Annotated in this window: 22 protein-coding genes and 1 pseudogene; 9 read left to right on the plus strand and 14 right to left on the minus strand. The window is 55.8% G+C overall.

Features of this window, described 5'->3' with window-relative positions:
- Positions 1-16: 16 nt before the first annotated feature.
- The 4 genes from ccoP to ccoN are packed head-to-tail and all read right to left on the minus strand — an operon-like array spanning position 17 to position 3254.
- Positions 17-1015 carry a cytochrome-c oxidase, cbb3-type subunit III gene (gene ccoP, locus AACY26_RS20615; protein ID WP_339516806.1) on the minus strand — a complete coding sequence of 333 codons (999 nt, stop codon included), beginning with the start codon at positions 1013-1015 and terminating at the stop codon, positions 17-19.
- Positions 1012-1197, minus strand: coding sequence for a cbb3-type cytochrome oxidase subunit 3 (locus AACY26_RS20620; RefSeq protein WP_339516808.1), 186 nt, complete (start codon positions 1195-1197; stop codon positions 1012-1014). Before AACY26_RS20620 ends, ccoP begins: the two co-directional genes overlap by 4 nt.
- Before the next feature lie 6 nt (positions 1198-1203).
- Positions 1204-1812, minus strand: a complete 609-nt coding sequence (gene ccoO, locus AACY26_RS20625; protein WP_339516810.1) for a cytochrome-c oxidase, cbb3-type subunit II — start codon at positions 1810-1812, stop codon at positions 1204-1206.
- Entirely contained in the window at positions 1812-3254 is a 1443-nt protein-coding gene (gene ccoN / locus AACY26_RS20630) for a cytochrome-c oxidase, cbb3-type subunit I (RefSeq protein WP_339516811.1), read from the minus strand. Before ccoN ends, ccoO begins: the two co-directional genes overlap by 1 nt.
- Positions 3255-3798: 544 nt before the next feature.
- Between ccoN and AACY26_RS20635 the strand changes: the two genes are divergently transcribed.
- On the plus strand, positions 3799-4488 hold the full coding sequence (locus tag AACY26_RS20635) for an alpha/beta family hydrolase (protein WP_339516812.1): 690 nt from the start codon (positions 3799-3801) through the stop codon (positions 4486-4488).
- A gap of 4 nt (positions 4489-4492) precedes the next feature.
- On the opposite strand, the gene AACY26_RS20640 is transcribed toward AACY26_RS20635, so the two are convergent.
- The 7 genes and pseudogenes from AACY26_RS20640 to acnA form a co-directional block, all read right to left on the minus strand.
- Entirely contained in the window at positions 4493-4915 is a 423-nt protein-coding gene (locus tag AACY26_RS20640; protein WP_339516813.1) for a hypothetical protein, read from the minus strand.
- Positions 4916-5007: 92 nt separating this feature from the next.
- A complete protein-coding gene (gloA2, locus tag AACY26_RS20645) occupies positions 5008-5394 on the minus strand; it encodes an SMU1112c/YaeR family gloxylase I-like metalloprotein (RefSeq protein ID WP_339516815.1) in 387 nt (128 codons plus the stop codon).
- Between the two features lie 96 nt (positions 5395-5490).
- Complete coding sequence (locus AACY26_RS20650) at positions 5491-6072, minus strand: hypothetical protein (protein ID WP_339516817.1); 582 nt, start codon at positions 6070-6072, stop codon at positions 5491-5493.
- A 135-nt stretch (positions 6073-6207) separates the two neighbouring features.
- A complete protein-coding gene (locus AACY26_RS20655) occupies positions 6208-6537 on the minus strand; it encodes a DHCW motif cupin fold protein (RefSeq protein WP_339516819.1) in 330 nt (109 codons plus the stop codon).
- A 125-nt stretch (positions 6538-6662) separates the two neighbouring features.
- Positions 6663-7925: a methyl-accepting chemotaxis protein gene (locus AACY26_RS20660; RefSeq protein WP_445261340.1), complete on the minus strand. Its 1263-nt coding sequence runs from the start codon at positions 7923-7925 to the stop codon at positions 6663-6665.
- A pseudogene (locus AACY26_RS21425) lies at positions 7902-8228 on the minus strand (PAS domain-containing protein); the annotation flags it as partial. The gene AACY26_RS20660 and the pseudogene AACY26_RS21425, both read right to left, overlap by 24 nt.
- Positions 8229-8401: 173 nt before the next feature.
- Positions 8402-11146, minus strand: a complete 2745-nt coding sequence (gene acnA, locus AACY26_RS20665) for an aconitate hydratase AcnA (protein WP_339516823.1) — start codon at positions 11144-11146, stop codon at positions 8402-8404.
- Between the two features lie 352 nt (positions 11147-11498).
- Here acnA and rlmM point away from each other — a divergent pair, with 352 nt between their 5' ends.
- Together rlmM and tusA are read left to right on the plus strand one after the other, a co-directional pair.
- On the plus strand, positions 11499-12554 hold the full coding sequence (rlmM, locus tag AACY26_RS20670; protein WP_339516825.1) for a 23S rRNA (cytidine(2498)-2'-O)-methyltransferase RlmM: 1056 nt from the start codon (positions 11499-11501) through the stop codon (positions 12552-12554).
- A 65-nt stretch (positions 12555-12619) separates the two neighbouring features.
- On the plus strand, positions 12620-12871 hold the full coding sequence (gene tusA / locus AACY26_RS20675; RefSeq protein WP_010490104.1) for a sulfurtransferase TusA: 252 nt from the start codon (positions 12620-12622) through the stop codon (positions 12869-12871).
- Between the two features lie 25 nt (positions 12872-12896).
- Here the strand turns inward: tusA and AACY26_RS20680 are convergent, their stop codons facing one another.
- The gene (locus tag AACY26_RS20680; protein ID WP_339516827.1) at positions 12897-14291 is read right to left on the minus strand and encodes an MATE family efflux transporter; all 1395 of its coding nucleotides are present in this window, start codon (positions 14289-14291) and stop codon (positions 12897-12899) included.
- A gap of 191 nt (positions 14292-14482) precedes the next feature.
- On the opposite strand from AACY26_RS20680, the gene pdxB reads away from it, so the two are divergent.
- Positions 14483-15628: a 4-phosphoerythronate dehydrogenase PdxB gene (gene pdxB, locus AACY26_RS20685; protein ID WP_339516828.1), complete on the plus strand. Its 1146-nt coding sequence runs from the start codon at positions 14483-14485 to the stop codon at positions 15626-15628.
- 274 nt (positions 15629-15902) lie between these two features.
- On the opposite strand, the gene AACY26_RS20690 is transcribed toward pdxB, so the two are convergent.
- Complete coding sequence (locus AACY26_RS20690) at positions 15903-16079, minus strand: PA1571 family protein (protein WP_339516829.1); 177 nt, start codon at positions 16077-16079, stop codon at positions 15903-15905.
- A gap of 175 nt (positions 16080-16254) precedes the next feature.
- On the opposite strand from AACY26_RS20690, the gene AACY26_RS20695 reads away from it, so the two are divergent.
- Genes AACY26_RS20695 through AACY26_RS20715 form a run of 5 tightly spaced genes read left to right on the plus strand, consistent with a single transcriptional unit; the run spans position 16255 to position 20588 of the window.
- Complete coding sequence (locus AACY26_RS20695; protein ID WP_339516831.1) at positions 16255-17367, plus strand: ATP-NAD kinase family protein; 1113 nt, start codon at positions 16255-16257, stop codon at positions 17365-17367.
- 9 nt (positions 17368-17376) lie between these two features.
- Positions 17377-17949, plus strand: coding sequence for a DUF1287 domain-containing protein (locus AACY26_RS20700; protein ID WP_339516832.1), 573 nt, complete (start codon positions 17377-17379; stop codon positions 17947-17949).
- A gap of 22 nt (positions 17950-17971) precedes the next feature.
- Positions 17972-18394, plus strand: coding sequence for a thiol-disulfide oxidoreductase DCC family protein (locus AACY26_RS20705; RefSeq protein ID WP_339516834.1), 423 nt, complete (start codon positions 17972-17974; stop codon positions 18392-18394).
- A complete protein-coding gene (locus tag AACY26_RS20710; protein WP_339516836.1) occupies positions 18387-18761 on the plus strand; it encodes a DoxX-like family protein in 375 nt (124 codons plus the stop codon). Before AACY26_RS20705 ends, AACY26_RS20710 begins: the two co-directional genes overlap by 8 nt.
- Positions 18762-18803: 42 nt before the next feature.
- The gene (locus tag AACY26_RS20715; protein ID WP_339516838.1) at positions 18804-20588 is read left to right on the plus strand and encodes an ABC transporter transmembrane domain-containing protein; all 1785 of its coding nucleotides are present in this window, start codon (positions 18804-18806) and stop codon (positions 20586-20588) included.
- Here AACY26_RS20715 and rhtA read toward each other — a convergent pair.
- On the minus strand, positions 20585-21469 hold the full coding sequence (gene rhtA / locus AACY26_RS20720) for a threonine/homoserine exporter RhtA (protein ID WP_339516840.1): 885 nt from the start codon (positions 21467-21469) through the stop codon (positions 20585-20587). The genes AACY26_RS20715 and rhtA overlap by 4 nt on opposite strands.
- Between the last annotated feature and the right edge of the window lie 49 nt (positions 21470-21518).

Here is a 21518-nt window from a genome sequence, read left to right on the forward strand (position 1 = left end):
CGGTGGCAAGAAGGTATTACTCTGCTGCTGGCTTGTGCGACAGGCTGTACACATAGGCTGCTAGCAAGTGGACCTTATCGTTGCCGAGGAAGTCTTTTTGCGTAGGCATTCTGCCGTGACGGCCGTAGCGAATGGTTTGCTGCAACTGAGCGTAGCTGGTGCCGTAGATGAATGCTGCCGGATCAGTCAGGTTAGGCGCGCCCATGGCTGGAGTGCCTTTACCGTCTGCGCCGTGGCAAGCGAAACAAGTAGTGCTGAAGACTTTTTGACCTGCAGCGATATCCGCTTCAGTGCCTTCAGGCAATTTACGACCAGCCAGTTCGGTCAAAACGTAAGCCGCTACGTTATGCACGCCGTCTTCGCCAATGATTGGCAAGTGAGCAGGCATCGCACCTTCACGACCTTCCATAATGGTGGTCTTGATGGTTGCAGGGTCGCCGCCCCAGCGCCATTCATTGTCGGTCAGGTTAGGGAAACCGTAGGCACCCTTGGCATCCGAACCGTGGCAAACCGAGCAGTGCGAAGCGAACAGGCGGCCGCCCATCTTCAACGCTTTGTCGTCCTTGGCCACTTCTTCAATCGGCATTGCTGCGTATTTGGCGTAGATCGGGCCATATTTGGCGTCAGCCTTGGCCATCTCTTTTTCCCACTGGTGAACACCAGTCCAGCCACCGTTACGCTCTTCGCCGCCGGCGATCTCTACGTTAGTGGCGAAAGGGGTTTTCGCCTCATTGTCGAGGTACTCAAAGCCCGGCAGCAGGCCCTTCCAGTTACCCAGGCCTGGGTAAAGGGCAAGGTAACCGAGGGCGAAAACGATGGTGCCAACGAACAACATGAACCACCACTTAGGCAGTGGGTTGTCGTATTCCTCGATGCCGTCGAAGGCGTGGCCTACCGTTTCGTTGGTGACTTCGTCGTTTTTTTGCCCTTTACGTGTGCCGAAGATCAGCCACGTCAGAGCAAAAATGGTTCCGAGTGAAAGTATTGTTACGTACCAACTCCAGAAAGTGGTCATTGGTTATTGCTCCTGGAAGATTGCTCGTCACGCTCGCTTGGTTTCGGCTCGTCAGCAAAAGGCAGGTTGGCAGCTTCGTCAAAGTCTGACTTACGTCTGCTGCTATATGCCCATAGCAGCAGACCAATGAAGGCGATGAATACGACTGCTGTGCCTATGCCGCGAATAGTCCCGATTTCCATCGTGCGTTACCGTTTGCTCGTGATAGAGGTGCCAAGAACCTGCAGGTACGCAACTAGAGCGTCCATTTGGGTTTTGCCTTTAACAGCTTCTTTGGCCCCAGCGATATCTTCATCGGTGTAAGGCACGCCGAAACCACGCATAACTTCCATCTTTTTCGCAGTGTCCTTACCGTCGAGCTTTTTCTCAACCAGGAACGGGAATGCCGGCATGTTCGACTCAGGCACTACGTTGCGTGGGTTATACAGGTGAGCACGATGCCACTCATCCGAGTAACGACCGCCAACACGGGCCAGATCGGGACCGGTACGCTTGGAGCCCCACAGGAATGGGTGATCCCAGACGCTCTCGCCAGCAACCGAGTAGTGACCATAACGCTCTGTTTCAGCACGGAACGGACGGATCATTTGCGAGTGGCAACCGACGCAGCCGTTGGCGATGTAAACATCACGGCCTTCGAGTTGCAGGGCGGTGTAGGGCTTGAGGCCTTCAACCGGCTCGTTGGTGACGTCCTGGAAAAACAACGGGACGATTTGGGTGAGGCCGCCGATGCTGACGCAAAGCACCATCAACAGGGCCATCAAGCCAATATTTTTCTCGATGATTTCGTGTTTCATCAGTGAGCTACTCCGGCAGGAATCATTGCCGCGGCGTCATACTCGGACGGTTTGGCGGCACGCACGGTGCGGTAGGTGTTGTAAGCCATCAGCAACATGCCGAGGACGAAGAACCCGCCACCAATTGCGCGAACTACATAGCCAGGGTGGCTTGCTTGCAGGGCTTCAACGAACGAGTAGGTCAGTGTGCCGTCTTCGTTCACTGCACGCCACATCAGGCCCTGGGTGATACCGTTGACCCACATCGAGGCGATGTACAGAACGGTGCCGATGGTCGCCAACCAGAAGTGGGCATTGATCAGGCCGACGCTGTGCATTTGCTCGCGACCGAAGACTTTCGGGATCAGGTGGTACAGCGAACCGATGGAGATCATCGCAACCCAGCCGAGCGCACCTGCGTGAACGTGGCCGATGGTCCAGTCAGTATAGTGGGACAGGGCGTTGACGGTCTTGATAGCCATCATCGGACCTTCGAAGGTCGACATGCCGTAGAACGCCAGCGAAACCACCAGGAAGCGCAGGATAGGGTCGGTGCGCAGCTTATGCCAGGCGCCTGAGAGGCTCATCATGCCGTTGATCATGCCGCCCCAGCTTGGAGCCAGCAGGATGATCGACATGGCCATGCCGAGGGACTGAGCCCAGTCAGGCAGAGCGGTGTAGTGCAGGTGGTGAGGACCGGCCCAGATGTACAGGGTGATCAGTGCCCAGAAGTGCACGATAGACAAGCGGTAGGAGTAGATCGGACGCTCAGCCTGCTTGGGTACGAAGTAGTACATCATGCCCAGGAAGCCGGTGGTCAGGAAGAAACCTACGGCGTTGTGGCCGTACCACCACTGGATCATGGCGTCTGTTGCACCTGAGTACATCGAGTACGACTTGAACATGCTCACAGGCATTTCTGCGCTGTTTACGATGTGCAGCATCGCCGTCACCAGGATGAAGGCACCGTAGAACCAGTTACCAACGTAGATGTGCTTTGGCTTGCGTTTGACAATAGTGCCAAAGAACAGAACCGCATAAGCCACCCAGACGACTGCCAGAAGGATGTCGATTGGCCATTCCAGTTCTGCGTACTCTTTAGAGCTGGTCAGACCCAGCGGCAGAGTAATAACTGCGGCAACAATAACTGCTTGCCAACCCCAGAAGACGAAAGACGCCAAGGAGTCAGAAATCAGACGTACCTGACTGGTGCGCTGCACCACATAAAGTGAAGTTGCCATTAGCGCGCATCCGCCAAAAGCGAAAATCACCGCGTTAGTGTGCAGAGGACGTAAACGACCAAAGGTCGTCCATTCCAAGCCAAAGTTGAGTTCAGGCCACACGAGTTGTGAAGCGATGAAAACGCCTAGGCCCATGCCAATGACCCCCCAAATTACCGTCATGACGGCGAATTGGCGGACCACCTTGTAGTTATAAGCAGTCGGACTGATTGCTGTGCTCATTGCTGGGGTTCCACGGTTAATGGATTTTTTAGGGATAAAAATCGGCGGCAAGTATGTATAAAGCAGTAAGGCATTGCAACGATACATGCCGTCACGATCAGGGTCTAAAGGCATTTAAAAAGCATTTTGCGCATTTCGAAAACGCTTTATTAACAGCACTCTAGACCAATTTGCTGTTAAGCAAAGATGGGGATCGCCTTATGGGTTGTGCAACGTGGCGAATGCCAACAAGATTAGCTCATGTCTACAGTCTTGAGTGCCACTGGTCGACAGGGTGCGACGTCAGGTCGCACTTTAGTTTTTGCCCTGTGACCCCAATATCGCCACGCCGCCAGCCAATCACAACGCACCTGTATGCGCAACCCTTGCCTTCACGCTCATGGCTGGGCGCTTTGCTTGCGAAACAGCGGGATTGGCTATCTGCACTTGCCTGATTGTAGACCGGACCATTAGGTTATCTCCTGGATAATTATAGACAGCGTTACAGGACCAATTGCCGGTAACGTCAATGCCAGTGATCAGAGGTATCAAGTTGAAAGCGAGTATGGGTAAAGCAACGGTGGTAAGTGTTGATCAAGATCAATCTTGCCCCGCAACCCGGTGCCCAGAACTGCTTTGGGATAAACCTCAAGGAACCTGTGATGCCACCTTGATTCTTGCCCACGGCGCAGGTGCGCCTATGGACAGTGAGTTTATGCAGCAAATCAGCCAGTTATTGGCGAACTGCGGCATTGCGGTGGTGCGGTTTGAGTTTGCCTATATGGCGGCAAGGCGTATTGATGGTAAGCGGCGTCCACCTAACCCTCAGTCGCAATTGCTTGAGCAGTGGCGCGGCGTTTATGCCGAGATACGCCGGCAGACAGATGGCCCCGTTGTAATTGGGGGCAAGTCCATGGGCGGGCGTATGGCCAGCATTGTTGCCGATGAGTTAGGTGCTGCTGGGTTGGTCTGCCTGGGCTATCCGTTTTATGCATCTGGCAAGCCAGAAAAGCCCAGAACAGCACATCTTGCAGGCCTGCAAACGCGGACGTTGATTGTTCAGGGCGAGCGTGATGCCTTGGGTGACCGGCAGGCTGTCGTGGGTTATGACTTGTCACCGGCGATTGGCTTGAAGTGGCTGGAGGCTGCGGATCACGACCTCAAGCCGCTTAAACGTTCAGGCTTCACTCATTCGCAGCACCTGCAGTCTGCCGCGAATGAAATTGCCGCCTTTATAAAAGCCCAAAGCCAATAGTTGCTTAATTCACCTTGCTGCGAGTCAGCCAGCTTCCAGTAACCGCAGTGATAATACTGAAGCTTGCAGCAAGTGCTGCTATCCAGCCAAAGAACCACAGTTTTCCTGCGAAATCATCTTCGGCATAAGAGGCTGCGAATTGGGTTTTGCCATAGGTTGTAATGGCAATGCTGATCACCAGCAGGGTGGTGAAGGTAATCAGCTGTTGAGCCAGGCGCTGTTTGGCTAAAGTGGCCAGAACGCTCATGATCAGGCCCGCGCCAATCGCAAAATACGCAATTTTCATTCCCCAAAACGGATGCGCCCCCAGCGCTTGTGCGCCACCAAAGCAAACAAAGCCAAGCACGCCCGCCATTGCAATGGCAGCCCCACCGAGTGTCGAAAGATTAAACCGAGTGTGGTTGCTGTTGGCAGTTTGGCTAAGCATTTTGGGTCCTTAAGTGATCAGGGTTCGCACATGCATCGAATCTCGCAAGTGCGTTGATCTACTGAGGGCCGAGCCTGCTAAAAATTACACATTTAGTCGGTTTGATAGAGTTCTAGCGGCAATCCATCCGGATCGCTAAAAAATGTGAAGTGGCGCTGCGTGTAGGGGTCGATACGAATGGGTTCAACGCTAAGGCCTTGCTGTTCAAGCTTTGCCTTGACTTGGGCGATGTCGTCGACCTCAAAAGCCAGATGGCGCAAGCCCTGGGCTTCCGGATATGAAGGGCGTGCAGGGGCGCTGGGAAACGAGAAAAGCTCTATCTGAGAGCCATCACTCAAGCCCAGGTCGAGCTTGTAGGATTGGCGCTCTTGGCGGTAATGCTCGGCAATGATCTGCAAGCCGAGGATTTCAGTATAGAAATGTTTAGACCGCGGATAGTCGGAACAGATAATGGCTGCGTGGTGGATGCGTTTTAGCATAGAAGGCGGTGCTCAACAGGCATAAGGTGCAAAAAGGGTTATGCCTGTTTGGCAAGCTGGCGTCGATCGGGTTCCACTGCGTCGCAAGACGGTGCGTTATTCGGATGATGTCATCAGCGCGGACATTTGCGGGGTGTCGGCGAACTGCGAGAACCGATCCTTGAATGCATTAACCGCCTGCTGCTGATTGTCAATAATGCACATCGAGGTCAGTGGGTGGGCCGTGGTGCACTGTTCGGGTAATGAGCCAATGCCGCAATAGCGCTGGCCGTACCAGGCGAGGTTGGGACTCTGTTGCACGCAACCGTAGGACAGATCACCGATATAGTTGATTGCACCATTGCTTACGCTGAAAGTCAGCGGTCGGCTGTAGGTGCCAAGCCAGGCTTTACTCGGGCCGATGGCGGACACCGAATAAGTGCCTGCCGGTAGCCACATCGAGAACTCCGAGGCGTTGGCATCGGTGATGGTGTAGGTGCTGCCGCTCAAGGTATCGCGAAATTGGATATCGGCACCGGCATAGGCGGCATCATCAATCGAACCAACGATTATGCCGGCATTTTGCAGGTTGAATTTTTCATCGTTGGTGACTGTGTATTCGGGCGAGGGGAGCGTTGTGCAACCGGCAATTACCGAGCCCATGCATGCAAAGAGTAGAGAAGTTGAACTGAGCTTCATGCCGACACCTGATCCTGATGTAGGTTGCAGCGTAATTGTCTACGCCATTGATTTCCTTGGCATACAGTTGCGCTGCAATCGTATGTTGTGCAAATGCACGTCCTAGATGGATTAAATGTAGGGTAGGTTTTGCGTTCAATCAACTACAAAGAGCTTGGCGCCTGACTGCGTCGATGAGCGATGTGGCTCAGCATTGTCCGCGACTTGATAGCTCATGCCTGGCTCGAGGGTGAAGGTGCGCCCATCCGCCAGTTCGGTATGTAATTGGCCTTCCAGGCAGAACAGTACATGCCCCTTGCTACACCAGTGATCAGCCAGGTAACCGGCCGAGTATTCGACGATGCGTACGCGAATGTCACCAAACTGAGTGGTACGCCAGGTGGCGCTGCCGGTTTCGCCCGCATGCCGTGTTGGCTCGATGCTGGCCCAGTCGGTGGTCACGAAGGGGAGGTTGCTGATCTTCATCGCTGCGTCCTAGGTTTTTTGGAGGCTGCGATAATGCCGCTGTCGATTGGCTTTCTCTAGCTTATTTTGCCTTTAGACCCGGCTATGGCGCGCTTGCTGCCGCACGCCATAGCCAAGTGCAACGTCTATCGATTGAAACGCTCGACCAAGGAGTACTGGCCCTGCGCTGTTTGAGTCAGCTCTTGGCTAAGTGCTGCGGTGCTTTGCGCATCGCCCGCGGTTTGGTCGGAGAGTTGGGCGATGGTGGTGATATTGCGATTGATCTCATCGGCGACTGCGCTTTGTTCTTCGGCGGCGGCAGCTATTTGATCAGCCATGTCAGCGATATTGGCAACGGAGTCGCTGATGCCGGAGAGCGCCTCGTCAGCCTTCAATACACGTTCGACACCATCGTCGGCCTGCTTGCGACCAATTTCCATAGTCATCACCGCTTCTTCAGCGGTGCGCTGCAGTTTGGCGATCAAGCCGTGGATTTGTTCGGTTGACTCGGCAGTGCGCTGGGCAAGAGAGCGCACTTCGTCAGCTACCACGGCAAAGCCACGACCCATGTCGCCAGCGCGAGCGGCCTCGATAGCGGCGTTAAGTGCCAATAGATTGGTCTGGTCGGCAATGCCTTTGATCACATCAACCACGCCGCCAATTTCGTTGCTGTCCTGGGCCAAGCGGGTAACCGTTTCGCCCGTTTCACCGACAGATACTGACAAGCGTTGAATGGCTTCGCGGGTTTCTGCGGCGATAGCCCGACCTTCACTGGACAGTCGGTTGGCTTCTTGTGTAGCAATGGCGGTGCGCGCGACATTGCTTGCGACTTCGAGTGTTGTGGCTGCCATTTCATTTACGGCAGTGGCAACCATCTCGGTTTCCTGGCGTTGGCGCTCAAGGCCGGCCGAGCTGTTCTGCGCCAGCTTGTCTGCCTGGCGAGCCTGTTTGGTGAGGTTCTCGGCGCTGTCTTGCAGGCGGGTTAAGCAGGTCTTGAGGCGTGCTTCCTGGCTCAGTGCAGACATTTCAAGTTGGCCAAGCGGCCCTTGAGTATCGGTGTACATTTGCGCGATCAGTGGATCAGAAGTGGTCTTTTCAGCCAGGCTCAGTAGGCGTCTGAATCCGCGTTGCTGCCAGCGAAGACCCAAGGCTCCGACAGGTATGGCAACCAGCGCTGAAGCCAATAGGCCAATGGATGTATTGAGCCAAGCGCCAATCAGCCAGCTAATCATCGCGACCAGCAGAAAAGGCAACCAGTCGACAAGGATCGGCTGCAACCTGGCGGTGGTAGAGATCGCAGGCTTGCCCGCATTGATGCGCAGGTAAAGATTTTCAGCGCGCTTGATCTGCTCGCTTGTGGGTTTGATCCGCACCGACTCGTAGCCAACCACTTGGTTGTTATCAAGCATCGGCGTGACATAAGCATTAACCCAATAATGGTCGCCATTCTTGCAGCGATTTTTAACGATTCCCATCCATGGACGACCCTTTTTCAAGGTGGTCCACATATGCTCGAATACTGCTGGAGGTACATCCGGATGGCGCACCAAGTTGTGCGGCGCACGAAGTAATTCGGCGTCGGAAAAACCGCTGATTGCAGTAAATGCTTCGTTGCAATAGGTGATCTGGCCTTTGAGGTCAGTCGTTGATATCAGCCGCTGTTCGGCAGGAAAGGTGCGTTCACGTTGGGTGATAGGCTGATTGTTACGCATGACGTGGCAGATCCATGAAGTTGATACTGCATGTCATCGGCCTGAAGCGGCGCAAGTTGAGGGTGATTTAGGAAAAAAGTCACCAAACTTTAGATTGTTTGATTTAAATCAAATATAGCTGGCAGTACGAACGCCCGGACAATCATTGATAATGTCCGAGCGCTCTAGTCAGGCTATTTGCCAGCGATCAGTTGGCGCAGTACATAATGCAGAATGCCGCCCGCTTTGAAGTACTCGACCTCGTTTAGAGTGTCGATTCGGCAAAGCACTTCAATGCGTTCGTTACTGCCGTCCTCGCGGCTGATTTCGACAATAAGATTCATCATCGGGCGAATTTCAACGCCATCCAAGCCGCTGATTTTCAGGGTTTCCTTGCCGGTTAGTTTAAGGTTTTTACGGTCTTGACCGTCCTTGAACTGCAGCGGCAGTACGCCCATGCCAACCAGGTTGGAGCGGTGAATACGCTCGAAGCTTTCAGCCAGCACTGCTTTTACCCCGAGCAGGTTGGTGCCTTTTGCTGCCCAGTCGCGGGATGAGCCTGTGCCATATTCCTTGCCAGCGATGACCACCAGGGGCGTGCCTTCCTTTTGGTAACGCATGGCGGCGTCATAGATGGACAGCTGTTCGCCGCTTGGAATATGCACGGTGTTGCCGCCTTCACTGCCGTCTAGCATTTCATTGCGAATGCGGATGTTGGCAAAGGTGCCGCGCATCATGACTTCATGGTTACCGCGACGCGAGCCGTAGGAGTTGAAGTCAACAGGCTCAACCCCTTTTTCGCGCAGGTAACGGCCGGCTGGGCTGTCGCTTTTGATATTGCCAGCCGGTGAAATATGGTCAGTGGTCACCGAATCGCCGAGCAATGCCAGTACGCGTGCGTTGCTGATATCACCGATATGTGGCGGTGCATCGGCAATGCCTTCGAAGAACGGCGGGTGCTGTATATAGGTTGAGTCAGCTTGCCAGCTGTAAGTATCGTCTTCGGATACCTTGATTGCCTGCCACTGCTTGTCGCCGCTGAATACCTCGGCGTATTCCTTGCGGAACATGGCTGTGTCGACCTTCATAATGGCGTCGCTGATTTCTTTCTGGGTTGGCCAGATATCCTTGAGGTACACCGGATTGCCGTCTTTATCATCGCCCAAGGGTTCTTCGGCAATGTTGATTCGCACATTACCGGCCAATGCATAGGCGACAACCAGGGGTGGGGAGGCCAGCCAGTTGGTTTTCACCAGGGGATGGACGCGGCCTTCAAAGTTACGGTTGCCGGAGAGCACCGAGGCAACGGTCAGATCTGCAGTTTGAATCGCCTTTTCGATGGGGGCGGGCAGTGGCCCGGAGTTGCCGATACAGGTGGTGCAGCCATAACCCACAAGGTCAAAGCCGAGTTTGTCCAGGTACTGGGTGAGGCCAGCGGCATTGAAGTATTCGGTCACCACCTTCGAGCCAGGGGCCAATGAACTCTTGACCCAGGGTTTACGCTGCAAGCCTTTTTCAACCGCTTTTTTCGCGACTAGACCAGCAGCCATCATCACGCTTGGGTTGGAGGTGTTGGTGCAAGAGGTGATTGCGGCGATGACCACGGCACCGTTTTTCAGGCGATGTGACTGGCCCTCGAATTCATAATCGATTTCACCTGTGGAGTGATCGCTGCCAACAGCTGCGCCACCACCGCCTTCACTGAGTAAGCGGCCTTCTTCTTTGCCGTTGGGCTTGAGCTGCAAGCCAACAAAGTCGTCAAATGCCTTGTGCACCTGGGTCAAGGCCACGCGGTCTTGAGGGCGTTTAGGGCCAGCCAGGCTGGCTTCAACACTGCCCATGTCGAGTGACAGGCTGTCGGTAAAGGTGGGCTCCTGGCCCTGTTCGCGCCACAGGCCTTGAGCCTTGGAGTAGGCCTCGACCAGCGCCACGGTATCGTCCGGGCGACCAGACAGGCGCAGGTAACCCAAAGTGATTTCATCCACCGGGAAGAAGCCACAGGTTGCGCCGTATTCGGGTGCCATGTTGGCAATGGTTGCGCGATCGGCCAGTGGCAGCTCAGCCAGGCCGTCACCATAGAATTCAACGAACTTGCCGACCACGCCCTTGCTGCGCAGCATTTGCGTGACAGTGAGTACCAGGTCGGTCGCGGTAATGCCTTCTTTTAGCTTGCCGGTGAGCTTGAAGCCGATGACTTCGGGGATCAGCATCGAAACCGGCTGGCCAAGCATGGCCGCTTCGGCTTCGATACCGCCTACGCCCCAGCCCAATACGCCAAGACCGTTGATCATGGTCGTGTGTGAGTCGGTGCCGACAAGGGTGTCAGGAAAGGCAAAGGTGTGGCCATCTTCTTCCTTGGTCCAAACCGTACGGCCCAGGTATTCAAGGTTTACTTGGTGGCAGATACCAGTGCCTGGCGGCACCACACTGAAATTGTCGAAGGCATGCTGGCCCCAGCGCAGAAACTCATAACGCTCGCCGTTGCGCTGCATCTCAATGTCAACGTTCTGGGTGAACGCACTGTCTGTGCCGAACTTGTCGACCATCACCGAATGGTCGATAACCAGATCCACGGGTGAAAGTGGATTGATTTTTTGGGGATCGCCGCCAGCCTTGCTCATTGCGTCACGCATTGCTGCAAGGTCGACCACGGCTGGAACGCCGGTGAAATCCTGCATCAGTACGCGGGCGGGGCGGTATTGGATTTCGCGGTCGGAGCTGCGCTTTTCCAGCCAGGCGGCGATTGCCTTGAGGTCGTCGCCGGTGACGGTTTTATCGTCTTCCCAGCGTAGAAGGTTCTCCAGCAGTACTTTCAGGGACATGGGGAGCTTGTCGATGTTGCCGAGCGATTTAGCCGCTTCGGGCAAGCTGAAGTATTGGTAGGTCTTGTCGCCAACTTTGAGGCTTTGGCGGCTGTTCAGGCTATTTAGGGATGGCATTTAAAGCTCCTTCTATGGCCACACGGCTGGCCGGGCTGAACTTAATGTTTTTTCAAGGCAGGCTTAAACGCTAGCTGTAGCTGGTGTGTCCTGCCATTTGTAGAGTCGTATTTTTACCCTGCCACTGGTGGTCGATAACATCAAGTTGCTATCGGCGATATTTGAAGATGCAGCAGCTCAGACCTTTAGCAGGCTCGGGCGCGCGGTTTACTAGCTGGAATAGCTGCGTGTTGATCAGCATAAAGCTGTCGCGATCTTGGCGCTGTAATCCTCGCAGGACACTAAGCTGGACATGATTTACAGCCCTAGGTTCCCAAGTTCGCTATCATGCGCGCCTTGAGGAGAACCCCCGATGAATACTTTGTTACTGCATTGCCGCCCCGGATTTGAAAACGAAGTCTGTTCTGAAATCAGCGAGCATGCTGCCAACCTGCAAGTCGCAGGCTACGCCAAGGCTAAAGCCAGCAGTGCCTGTGCGGAGTTCGTCTGCACGGAAGAGGGCGGCGCCGAGCGGCTGATGCAGGCTGTGCGTTTTAAACAGCTGATTTTTCCCCGGCAGTGGGCGCGCGGTGTATTTATTGACCTGCCTGAAACGGATCGCATCAGCGTTTTGCTTGAGCATCTGCAAGACTTTCCGGTCTGCGGCAGTGTCTGGCTCGAAGTGCTCGACACCAATGACGGCAAGGAACTGTCGAATTTCTGCAAGAAGTTTGAAGTGCCGCTGCGTAAAGCCTTGAGCAAGGCGGGCAAATTGATTGATCAGCCGGGCAAGCCGCGCTTGTTGCTGACGTTTAAAAGCGGTCGCGAGGTGTTTGTGGGCTTGGCCGAGGCGAACAACAGCGCTATCTGGCCGATGGGTATTCCGCGACTCAAGTTCCCGCGTGAGGCGCCAAGCCGCTCGACCTTGAAACTTGAAGAAGCCTGGCACACCTTTATTCCGCGTGACGAGTGGGATGAGCGCCTCAATGGCGATATGACCGGTGTTGATCTTGGGGCCGCGCCGGGTGGCTGGACCTATCAATTGGTCAGGCGGGGCATGCTGGTGACTGCAATTGATAACGGGCCCATGGCGCAAAGCTTGATGGATACTGGCTTGGTTCAGCATTTGATGGCCGATGGCTTTACCTACAAGCCGCGCCAGCCGGTGGATTGGATGGTTTGCGATATTGTTGAAAAGCCCGCACGCAACGCAGCATTGCTGGAAACCTGGATTGGCGAAGGTTTGTGCCGCGAAGCGGTGGTCAACCTCAAACTGCCCATGAAACAGCGCTATGCCGAGGTGCGTAAGCTGCTCGATAGAATGGAGGCCGGTTTTGCCGAGCGGCGAATCAAGGTGTCAATTGCCTGCAAGCAGCTCTATCACGACCGTGAAGAAGTTACTTGCCACCTACGTCGCCTGGGCAAGTAGTCAGCAACAGGTGACCTCGGGCTCAGCTTTGCGCGACAATAGCGGCCTCTATCTGGAGTGTTTCGATGTCTGACCCGAAAACCCTTACCCCTGACGCGGTACTTGATGCCAGTGGATTGAACTGCCCTGAGCCGGTAATGATGCTGCACAACAAAGTGCGCGACTTGCAGGCGGGTAGCTTGCTCAAAGTGATTGCGACAGACCCGTCAACGCGTCGCGACGTGCCCAAGTTCTGTGTGTTTCTTGGCCATGACTTGCTTGATCAAGCCGAAGAAGCCGGCGCTTACCTGTATTGGATTCGCACCAAGCTTGATTGAGCGCAGGTCGGCAATCAAGCTGGCACTATCCAGCCTGTTTAGATAGGCGAATATATTTGCGTGCACTGCGGCTCAGGCGTATTGCCAGCATCACGGCTGCGCAGGTTAAACCCACCACCAAGCCTTGCCACAGCCCCTGTGGCCCAGAAGGCTCACCCAGCCAGTTGGACAAACCCAGGGCGTAGCCCACCGGCAGGCCAATACCCCAATAGGCAAACAGAGTCAGCAGCATGGTCACGCGTGTGTCCTGGTAGCCGCGCAGGGCGCCTGCGGCGGTGACCTGAATCGCATCCGACAGTTGGAACAGCGCGGCGTAGACAATCAGCATGGACGCCAGTGCAATCACAGTCGGATCTGGGGTGTAGATGCTGACGATCTGCTCGCGTAGCAGCAAAATTAGGGTTGCCGAACAGCAGGCATAAGCCAGTGCTGTCGCCATGCTGACACCAGCGGCAAAGCGCGCGCCTCGCGGGTCGTGGCGGCCCAGCGCTTGACCGACGCGAACAGTAGCGGCCATGCCCAACGAGTAGGGAATCATAAATACCAGTGAGCTGAAGTTCAGGGCAATCTGGTGACCTGCAACCACTGTTGCACCAAGACCGCCGATCAACAGGGCGATCACCGCAAAAATACTCGATTCGGCGAATACCGCGATGCCTATCGGCAAGCCAATTGAAAGCAGGCGTTTGATGACCGACCACTGCGGCCACTCAAAGCGCTTAAACAGCTCGCTTGATTTGTAAAAGGACGCCCACTTGACCCATACCAGCATGCACACAAACATAAAGGTCATGACCAGGCCGGTCGCCCAACCACAGCCGACGCCACCCATGGCCGGTAAGCCGAACTTGCCGTAGATGAAAATGTAGTTGAGCGGAATGTTGAGCATCAGCCCGAAGATGCCAATCACCATGCTGGGTCGGGTATGCCCAAGACCGTCACTGAAACAGCGCAGCACGTGATAAAGCGCTACCGCAGGAAAGCCACAAGCCACTGCGCGCAGATAGCCCATCGATGGTTCGATCAAGTCGGGCTCAACGTTCATGCTGTGCAGCACGATTTCGGCATTCCAGAGCAGCGCCGCTGCACCGCCGCCGACCACCACCGCCAGCCACAGAGCCTGGCGTACCAATGGGCCGATGCTGGATTCGTCACCGGCGCCATAACGCTGGGCAACTTTGGGTGTGGTTGCCAATAAAATACCAGTCATCAGCAGAAAAACCGGCACCCAGATCGAGTTGCCCAATGCCACAGCAGCCAAGTCATGCGGGCCTACGCGTCCAGCCATCAGGGTATCGACGAAGCCCATGGCGGTATGCGCTAGTTGGGCGACGATGATTGGCGTGGCGAGCATCAGCAAACTACGAAGTTCGCGGCTTACGCGTTGAGCTCGTGTTGCAGCGACTGTGGTGGCAGACATAGCTGATGCTCTCGTAAAACCGCGCAGTATACGCTCTGACCTTTCAGTCAGGAAAGACTGTAATCGTCTGTTTTTCTGGGAACAGTCAGGTTAATTGCGCAGGGCGTTGTAACAATTGATTTGCCGAGCATCAGCGAATGAATACCAGCACCTTGCTGTTAGAATGCAGGCTTGTCCCGTGGAGCCACGCCATGCGAATTGTTGCAGATGAAAACATCCCGCTGCTTGATGAGTTTTTTGCAGATTTTGGGTCCATCACACGCCTGCCAGGGCGTTCGATTGACGCCGCTGCGGTTGCCAGCGCCGATGTGCTGCTGGTGCGCTCGGTCACCAAGGTCAACCAGCAATTACTGCAAGGCAGCCCGGTATCCTTCGTCGGTACCTGCACCATTGGCACCGACCACCTCGATCTCGATTATTTCCAGCAAGCCAATATTGCCTGGTCCAGCGCTCCGGGTTGCAACGCCCGTGGTGTTGTCGATTATGTTTTGTCGAGTCTATTGGTGCTTGCCGAAGATCAGGCGGTTGATCTCTCCAAACGTACCTACGGTATTGTCGGTGCAGGGCAAGTTGGTAGCCGTCTGCAGACGGTGCTGCAAGGGCTGGGCTGGACGGTTCTGGTCTGTGATCCGCCGCGACAGTCCATTGAGGACGGGGATTTTGTAAGCCTGCAGCACATCATCAGTGACTGTGATGTGATCAGCCTGCACACACCTCTGGATCAAGCTGGCGAGTATCCGACCCACCACTTGTTCAATGCCGAAAATCTTGCCCAGTTAAAGCCCGATACCTGGCTTATCAATGCCAGTCGTGGCCCGGTGATTGATAATGCGGCGCTGCGCCAGCTGCTGGTGCAACGTGAAGACTTGCGTGCGGTGCTGGATGTCTGGGAGGCGGAGCCAAGTGTCGACGCTGAACTGGCGGCATTGTGCCGGATTGCGACGCCGCATATTGCAGGCTACAGCCTTGATGGCAAGTTGCGTGGTACCGCGCAGATTTACAGCGCATTGTGCGAGTTTCTGGGACAACCTGAACAGCATCGACTGGACGATTTAACGCCGCCGGCGTGGCTGGCGCAGATGCATTTCGATGCCTCGGTGCAGCGCGACTGGTTGATCACCAGCGTTTGCCGTGCGGTCTACGACCCTCGCCGTGATGATGCAGATTTTCGCAGGAGCCTGTTCGCCAATAACGCGCAACAGCGCTTGGCGTTTGATGCGCTGCGCAAGCACTATCCGATGCGCCGCGAAATTACCGGCCTTGAGGTCAGTTTCGCAGGCCCGCCTTCGCCAGAGCTTGTGCAGACGTTAAAGGCGCTGGGTGTGGTAACGCGCTAGGTATTACTGCGTTGAAAAGCTGCTCACAGCCTTTAGGCTGAACGCACTTCAGTGCGGCCCCGAAGGGGTGAGCAACGCGAATCAAATGCTCATTTAGGTCAACTAAAGTCGAGCGCGACCCCGGTCGCTTTTTCGCATCTTTGACTCGCTGGCGCTCGCCCTCCGGGCCAGCCTTTGGCTGTTACTCCCGTTGGTCGTTGCGCCTTGCACTCCCTTCGCTCGCTACCTTTTTCAGATGATTCCTAGGCGAGCCAGCGCGGTTACTGCGCTGGACTCAGTCTTTGCCTTGGTTGGCCGCGCGGCTTTTTTCAAGTTCTTCGCAAGCATCCTGGATCATGTGTTCGGTGATCTCGACTTCACGACCTTGCTCGTCGATGATGGCACCGCCGACGGGTTTGTCAGGATTAACCGAGGTGTTGCCACTTTGCTTGGGCGGATTTGAGTTGCTCATGGTCGGTCTCCTCAGCGCAACGTCTGGTTGAAACTGCAACTCCTGCATGGCCATTTTGACGGCACTGCATGCAGTCGGGCTTTCACGTAGGATTACTCTGCCAAAAAAGCCCGGCACTTGGAAAGTCGGGAAGCAATAATTTGGCTAAATTATCGGATTATTTTGGAGTTCTTGTATGTCACGCTTTCACATCGGGTTAATTATTAACCCGCTCGCCGGCCTTGGCGGCCCTGCAGGTCTCAAGGGCAGTGATGGCGTTGCAGAACAGGCACTGGCGCTTGGCATTGAGCCAAAAGCTGCGCTGCGTACACGTACTGCTCTGGATTGTTTGGTCGAGCTTAAGGACCGGGTTGAGTTTGTAACCTTTCCGGGCAGCATGGGCGCCGATTTGCTGGCTGACATGGGGTTCACTCATCGTGTGATCGGCGCTATAGCGCAGCAAACGACGGCCGCGGATACGCGTAAGGCCGTGGAGCTGTTGCAGGAAGCTGGTGTGGCCTTGATTCTATTTGCTGGTGGTGACGGGACTGCGCGGGATATCTGCGCTGCTGTGTGCGAAGGCCAGCCAGTGCTGGGGATTCCAGCTGGGGTGAAGATCCAGTCTGGGGTCTATGCCATCAGTCCACGAGCGGCGGGCGAGTTAACCGCTCGATTGGTAACAGGTGGTTTGGTGCGCTTGGCCAGTGGCGAGGTGCGCGACATTGATGAGTCTGCGCTGCGTGAGGGACGGGTGACTGCACGCTGGTACGGTGAGTTGAGCGTGCCGGAAGAGGGTGGTTATGTGCAGCAGGTCAAGCAGGGCGGTGTGGAGTCCGAAGAGTTGGTGCTGGGTGATCTGGCCGATTGGCTGCAGGACAGTTGGGAAAGCGATGTGCGTTATGTCTTCGGGCCCGGCTCAACCCTGCATGGTCTGGCGCAGAACCTGGGCCTGGACACCACGTTGCTGGGCGTGGATGTAATCGAAAATGGCCAGTTGCTGGCCAGCGACGTCACCGAGGCGCAGTTGTACGCGTTGGTGGCTGATCACCCGGCGCGCCTATTGGTGACTGCCATTGGCGGCCAGGGTCATATTATCGGCCGTGGCAACCAGCAGATCAGTCCAAGAGTGCTTCGTGCCATCGGTCTTGAACACCTGCGAGTGGTCGCTACCAAGCGCAAGCTCGGCACACTGCAAGGTCGTCCGTTGCTGGTGGACAGCGGCGACATCGCGCTGGATGATGCCTTTCCCGATGCCGTGCGGGTGTGGGCCGGTTACAAGGAAGAGTTGCTCTATCCCCTAAGTCGATAGGAGGTCGTGATGCGGGTTGTGAGTCTGTTGCTGATCTGGCTACTCGCATTTGCTGCGCAAGCCGTCGAGGCGGAGAAACTGGTGCTGGCTGCGCGCCAGCAGGTGGGCGTGACGCTTAGTTATGACCCTGCCTATCGCCGTCTGGCCTATCCCAATGGCGATGTGCCACTTAATACAGGTGTGTGCACCGATGTACTGATTCGTGCGCTGCGCACCCAAGGGCTAGACCTTCAGCGGGCAGTGCATCAGGACATGCGTGCCAACTTTGGTCAGTATCCGAAGCATTGGGGGTTGAGCCGCCCCGATAGCAATATCGACCACCGGCGCGTACCCAATTTGATGACCTGGTTCAAGCGCCAGGGGTGGGCGTTGCCGCTTGATCAGCATGCCGGAAACTATCGCCCCGGCGATATCGTCACTTGGGATTTGGGCGCTGGCCTGGCCCATATTGGCATTATCAGCGATCGCCAGGCGAGCAGTGGCGTGCCCCTGGTATTGCACAATATTGGCCGCGGCACCCAGGAAGAAGACATCCTGTTCAATTTCAAAATTACTGGCCACTACCGTATTCCCAAGGCCTGAGGGCTGCGCAGAGGAGTTGCACATGCCACCCCCTTTTATCCAGCCGGGCGAGCGCGTGGTGTTGTTTGATGGTGTGTGCAAGCTGTGTAACGGCTGGGCGAATTTTTTGATTCGCCACGATATTGAGCAACACTTTCGCCTGGCTTCGGTTCAGTCGAAGGAAGGCCAGGCATTACTGGAATGGGGCGGTTTGCCCCTGGATCATTTTGACAGCATGGCGTTGATCGAGAATGACCAGATGCTGCTGCGTTCGGATGCAGTGCTATGTATCGTCGCCCAGCTGCCAAGGCCTTGGCGGTATTTGAAATGCTTGCGACTGATTCCACGGCCCATACGTGACTGGTGCTATGACCGCGTTGCCCTGAATCGCTATCGGCTGTTTGGCCGTTATGATCAGTGTCTGCTGCCAAGCGCCGACCACGCCCGGCGTTTCTTGGGTGAATGACCCTCGTTTACTGCAGATCGCCTGGCTAGCGCGTATCGCCCTGGCGCTGGTGTTTATCTGGCACGGCTTGGTGCCGAAGATCCTCTGGCTAAGCCCGGATGAACTGGCGATGATCCAGGCCCATGGTTTGCCAGCCCCCGAATGGGTGGCCCGTATCGCCGGCTTGGCGGAAATAACCCTGGGTCTGTTGCTGCTGTGGCGACGCCAGCGCTGGCCATTGCTGCTGGCGGCTGCGCTGCTGATTGGTTTGCTGCTTGATGTGGCCCTCTTTAGCCCCCATCTACTTATGCAGGCATTTAATACGCTGTCGACCAATCTCGCCGCCCTGGCCTTGTGCTGGGTGGCCTGGCGGGCGCAAACGCCTTAATCGCGTCCTCATTAACCGGCGTTAACGCCCCAGCGAGCCTTTATGCTTTCGATCCTGTCTTCACATCAACGCAATGCACTGCGCATGGCCTGGCGCTTTATTTCGCCTTATCGCGCTCGGGTATTCGGGGCCTTGCTGGCGCTGATGTTTACCGCGGCTATTACGCTTTCCATGGGCCAGGGTATCAAGCTGCTGGTGGATCAGGGGCTGGCCACCCAATCGCGGGAGGCGTTGGAGCATTCGATTGGCTTGTTCTTCGTCTTGGTGCTGGCGCTGGCTGTTGGCACCTACACGCGCTTCTACCTGGTGTCCTGGTTGGGTGAACGGGTGGTTGCCGATATTCGCAAGCGTGTGTTCGACCATCTGATTACCCTGCATCCCGGGTTTTATGAAAGTAACCGCAGTTCCGAGATTCAATCGCGCCTGACAGCTGACACAACCTTGCTGCAGTCGGTCATTGGCTCGTCTTTGTCCATGGCGCTGCGTAACCTGATCATCATGATCGGCGGCGTGATTTTGCTGATTATCACGAATCCAAAGCTCAGCGGTATCGTCTTGGTCGCGCTGCCGCTGGTGGTTGCGCCCATTCTTGTCTTTGGTCGTCGCGTGCGCGCACTGTCGCGCCAGAGCCAGGACCGGGTGGCCGATGTTGGCAGCTACGTGGCCGAGGTACTTGGCCAGATCAAAACAGTTCAGGCCTATAACCACCAGCACGAAGACATACGCCGTTTCGCCATTTCTGCCGAGGCTGCATTCGACACGGCTCGCCAGCGAATTGCCCAGCGCGCATGGTTGATTACCGTGGTGATTGTCTTGGTGCTTGGCGCTGTCGGGGTGATGCTCTGGGTTGGCGGAATGGATGTAATCGCCGGGCGTATAACCGGTGGTGAGCTGGCCGCCTTTGTCTTCTACAGCCTGATCGTCGGCTCGTCGTTTGGCACGCTCAGCGAGGTGATCGGAGAGCTTCAACGGGCTGCGGGCGCAGCCGAGCGGATTGCCGAGTTGTTGCAGGCGCGTAATGAAATCAAGGCACCGACTGCCAATAAGCTGAGTCTGGCGCAGCCGGTTCAAGGGCGCATAGAACTGCAAAAGCTAAGTTTTGCCTATCCGTCGCGGCTCGACACTTTTGCCATAGACGGCATTGATTTGTTGGTCGAACCGGGGCAAACCGTCGCCTTGGTCGGGCCTTCTGGCGCTGGCAAATCAACGATTTTTGATTTGCTGCTGCGCTTTTTTGATCCGCAACAAGGACGCATCTTGATTGATGGCCAGCCGATTGATCAGCTTGATCCGAGTGAGTTGAGGCAGTGCTTTGCGCTGGTTTCGCAAAACCCTGCGCTGTTTTTCGGCACCGTTGAAGACAATATTCGCTACGGCAAAACAACGGCCAGCCATGCCGATGTCGAGGCGGCTGCACGCGCCGCGCACGCCCATGAATTCATCATGAAGCTGCCGGATGGCTATCAAACTCATCTTGGGGATGGAGGCATGGGCTTGTCCGGTGGTCAGCGTCAACGTTTGGCGATTGCCCGGGCGTTGTTGCTTGATGCACCGATATTGCTGCTGGATGAAGCCACCAGCGCGCTGGACGCAGAAAGCGAACATCTGATTCAACAAGCCCTGCCACGGTTAATGCATGGCCGCACCACGCTGGTGATTGCACATCGTCTGGCAACTGTGAAAAGCGCTGAGCGAATCGCGGTGATTGAAGCTGGCAAGCTGGTGGCCATCGGAGCGCACCCGCAGTTGATCAACAGCAGCCCGCTGTATGCACGGCTGGCTGAGCTGCAGTTTTCAAATCCGCAGTCAGGCCAGACCAAGGCTTAGCCCTGCAAATCAATAGGCTTAACCTGAGGCCTGATGGTGGCCGCTGCACCTGCGGAGGCGAGGATGATGAAGCTAATGGCCAGCCATTGGCTGAAGTGCAATTGCTCGCTGAGAAACAACAGGCCGGTTAGGGCTGCAACTGCGGGTTCAAGGCTCATCAGGATACTGAAGGTGCGCGAAGGCAGGCGTGTCAGGGCAATCATTTCGAGGCTGTAGGGCAGGGCTGATGAAAGCACCGCTACCGCCAAGGCGATGGGCAGTAAATCGAGGTTGTAAAGGGCAGTGCCGGCCTGCCACATGCCAATCGGGATAACCAATGCGGCGGCGACCAAGGTACCCAGGCAGGCAGTATGCTTGCCGTGTTGGGCGCCTGCTTTTTGGCCGAAAATGATATACATCGCCCAGCAAAGCCCGGCGCCGAGCGCATACGCCATGCCCACTGGATCAAGTGCTTGATCGGACTGATTGCTTGGCAGTAATAACCACAAGCCTGCGACCGCCATCGCCACCCAGACAAAGTCGAGCAATCGCCGAGATGAAAGCAATGCCAGCGCCAAGGGGCCAGTGAACTCAAGGGAAACGGCAATGCCCAGCGGGATGGTTTTAAGCGACATGTAAAACAGCAGGTTCATGCCGCCCAGCGCCAACCCGTAAGCCAGCAATGCTTTGCAAGAACCGAGGCTTAAGCGTGCCTGCCAGGGGCGCATGATGATTGCCAGAATGATTGCGCCAAACCCCAGGCGCAAGGCGGTTGTGCCTTCCGGACCAATTAACGGGAACAGGCTTTTAGCCAGCGAGGCTCCGCTCTGAATAGACACCATGGCGACCAGGAGCAGGGCGATTGGCAGCACAATGGCGGTAGCAGGTATGGCGCGGGGCATTGTCGATTCCAGATCAAATACAGGTGCAATAAAAAACCGGCCCGCAGGC

It is taken from the genome of Pseudomonas sp. RL_15y_Pfl2_60 (assembly GCF_963970595.1).
Classification (GTDB): Bacteria; Pseudomonadota; Gammaproteobacteria; order Pseudomonadales; family Pseudomonadaceae; genus Aquipseudomonas.

Excerpts from the sequence above, each read along its gene's own strand:
- AACY26_RS20635 (WP_339516812.1), top strand. The coding sequence starts at position 3,799 with ATGGGTAAAGCAACGGTGGTAAGTGTTGATCAAGATCAATCTTGCCCC.
- AACY26_RS20620 (WP_339516808.1), bottom strand. The coding sequence starts at position 1,197 with ATGGAAATCGGGACTATTCGCGGCATAGGCACAGCAGTCGTATTCATC.
- rhtA (WP_339516840.1), bottom strand. The coding sequence starts at position 21,469 with ATGCCCCGCGCCATACCTGCTACCGCCATTGTGCTGCCAATCGCCCTG.
- tusA (WP_010490104.1), top strand. The coding sequence starts at position 12,620 with ATGTCTGACCCGAAAACCCTTACCCCTGACGCGGTACTTGATGCCAGT.
- rlmM (WP_339516825.1), top strand. The coding sequence starts at position 11,499 with ATGAATACTTTGTTACTGCATTGCCGCCCCGGATTTGAAAACGAAGTC.
- AACY26_RS20715 (WP_339516838.1), top strand. The coding sequence starts at position 18,804 with ATGCTTTCGATCCTGTCTTCACATCAACGCAATGCACTGCGCATGGCC.
- AACY26_RS20695 (WP_339516831.1), top strand. The coding sequence starts at position 16,255 with ATGTCACGCTTTCACATCGGGTTAATTATTAACCCGCTCGCCGGCCTT.
- AACY26_RS20690 (WP_339516829.1), bottom strand. The coding sequence starts at position 16,079 with ATGAGCAACTCAAATCCGCCCAAGCAAAGTGGCAACACCTCGGTTAAT.
- ccoN (WP_339516811.1), bottom strand. The coding sequence starts at position 3,254 with ATGAGCACAGCAATCAGTCCGACTGCTTATAACTACAAGGTGGTCCGC.
- pdxB (WP_339516828.1), top strand. The coding sequence starts at position 14,483 with ATGCGAATTGTTGCAGATGAAAACATCCCGCTGCTTGATGAGTTTTTT.
- ccoO (WP_339516810.1), bottom strand. The coding sequence starts at position 1,812 with ATGAAACACGAAATCATCGAGAAAAATATTGGCTTGATGGCCCTGTTG.
- acnA (WP_339516823.1), bottom strand. The coding sequence starts at position 11,146 with ATGCCATCCCTAAATAGCCTGAACAGCCGCCAAAGCCTCAAAGTTGGC.
- AACY26_RS20680 (WP_339516827.1), bottom strand. The coding sequence starts at position 14,291 with ATGTCTGCCACCACAGTCGCTGCAACACGAGCTCAACGCGTAAGCCGC.
- AACY26_RS20640 (WP_339516813.1), bottom strand. The coding sequence starts at position 4,915 with ATGCTTAGCCAAACTGCCAACAGCAACCACACTCGGTTTAATCTTTCG.
- gloA2 (WP_339516815.1), bottom strand. The coding sequence starts at position 5,394 with ATGCTAAAACGCATCCACCACGCAGCCATTATCTGTTCCGACTATCCG.
- AACY26_RS20650 (WP_339516817.1), bottom strand. The coding sequence starts at position 6,072 with ATGAAGCTCAGTTCAACTTCTCTACTCTTTGCATGCATGGGCTCGGTA.
- AACY26_RS20655 (WP_339516819.1), bottom strand. The coding sequence starts at position 6,537 with ATGAAGATCAGCAACCTCCCCTTCGTGACCACCGACTGGGCCAGCATC.
- AACY26_RS20705 (WP_339516834.1), top strand. The coding sequence starts at position 17,972 with ATGCCACCCCCTTTTATCCAGCCGGGCGAGCGCGTGGTGTTGTTTGAT.
- AACY26_RS20660 (WP_445261340.1), bottom strand. The coding sequence starts at position 7,925 with ATGCTTGATAACAACCAAGTGGTTGGCTACGAGTCGGTGCGGATCAAA.
- ccoP (WP_339516806.1), bottom strand. The coding sequence starts at position 1,015 with ATGACCACTTTCTGGAGTTGGTACGTAACAATACTTTCACTCGGAACC.
- AACY26_RS20700 (WP_339516832.1), top strand. The coding sequence starts at position 17,377 with ATGCGGGTTGTGAGTCTGTTGCTGATCTGGCTACTCGCATTTGCTGCG.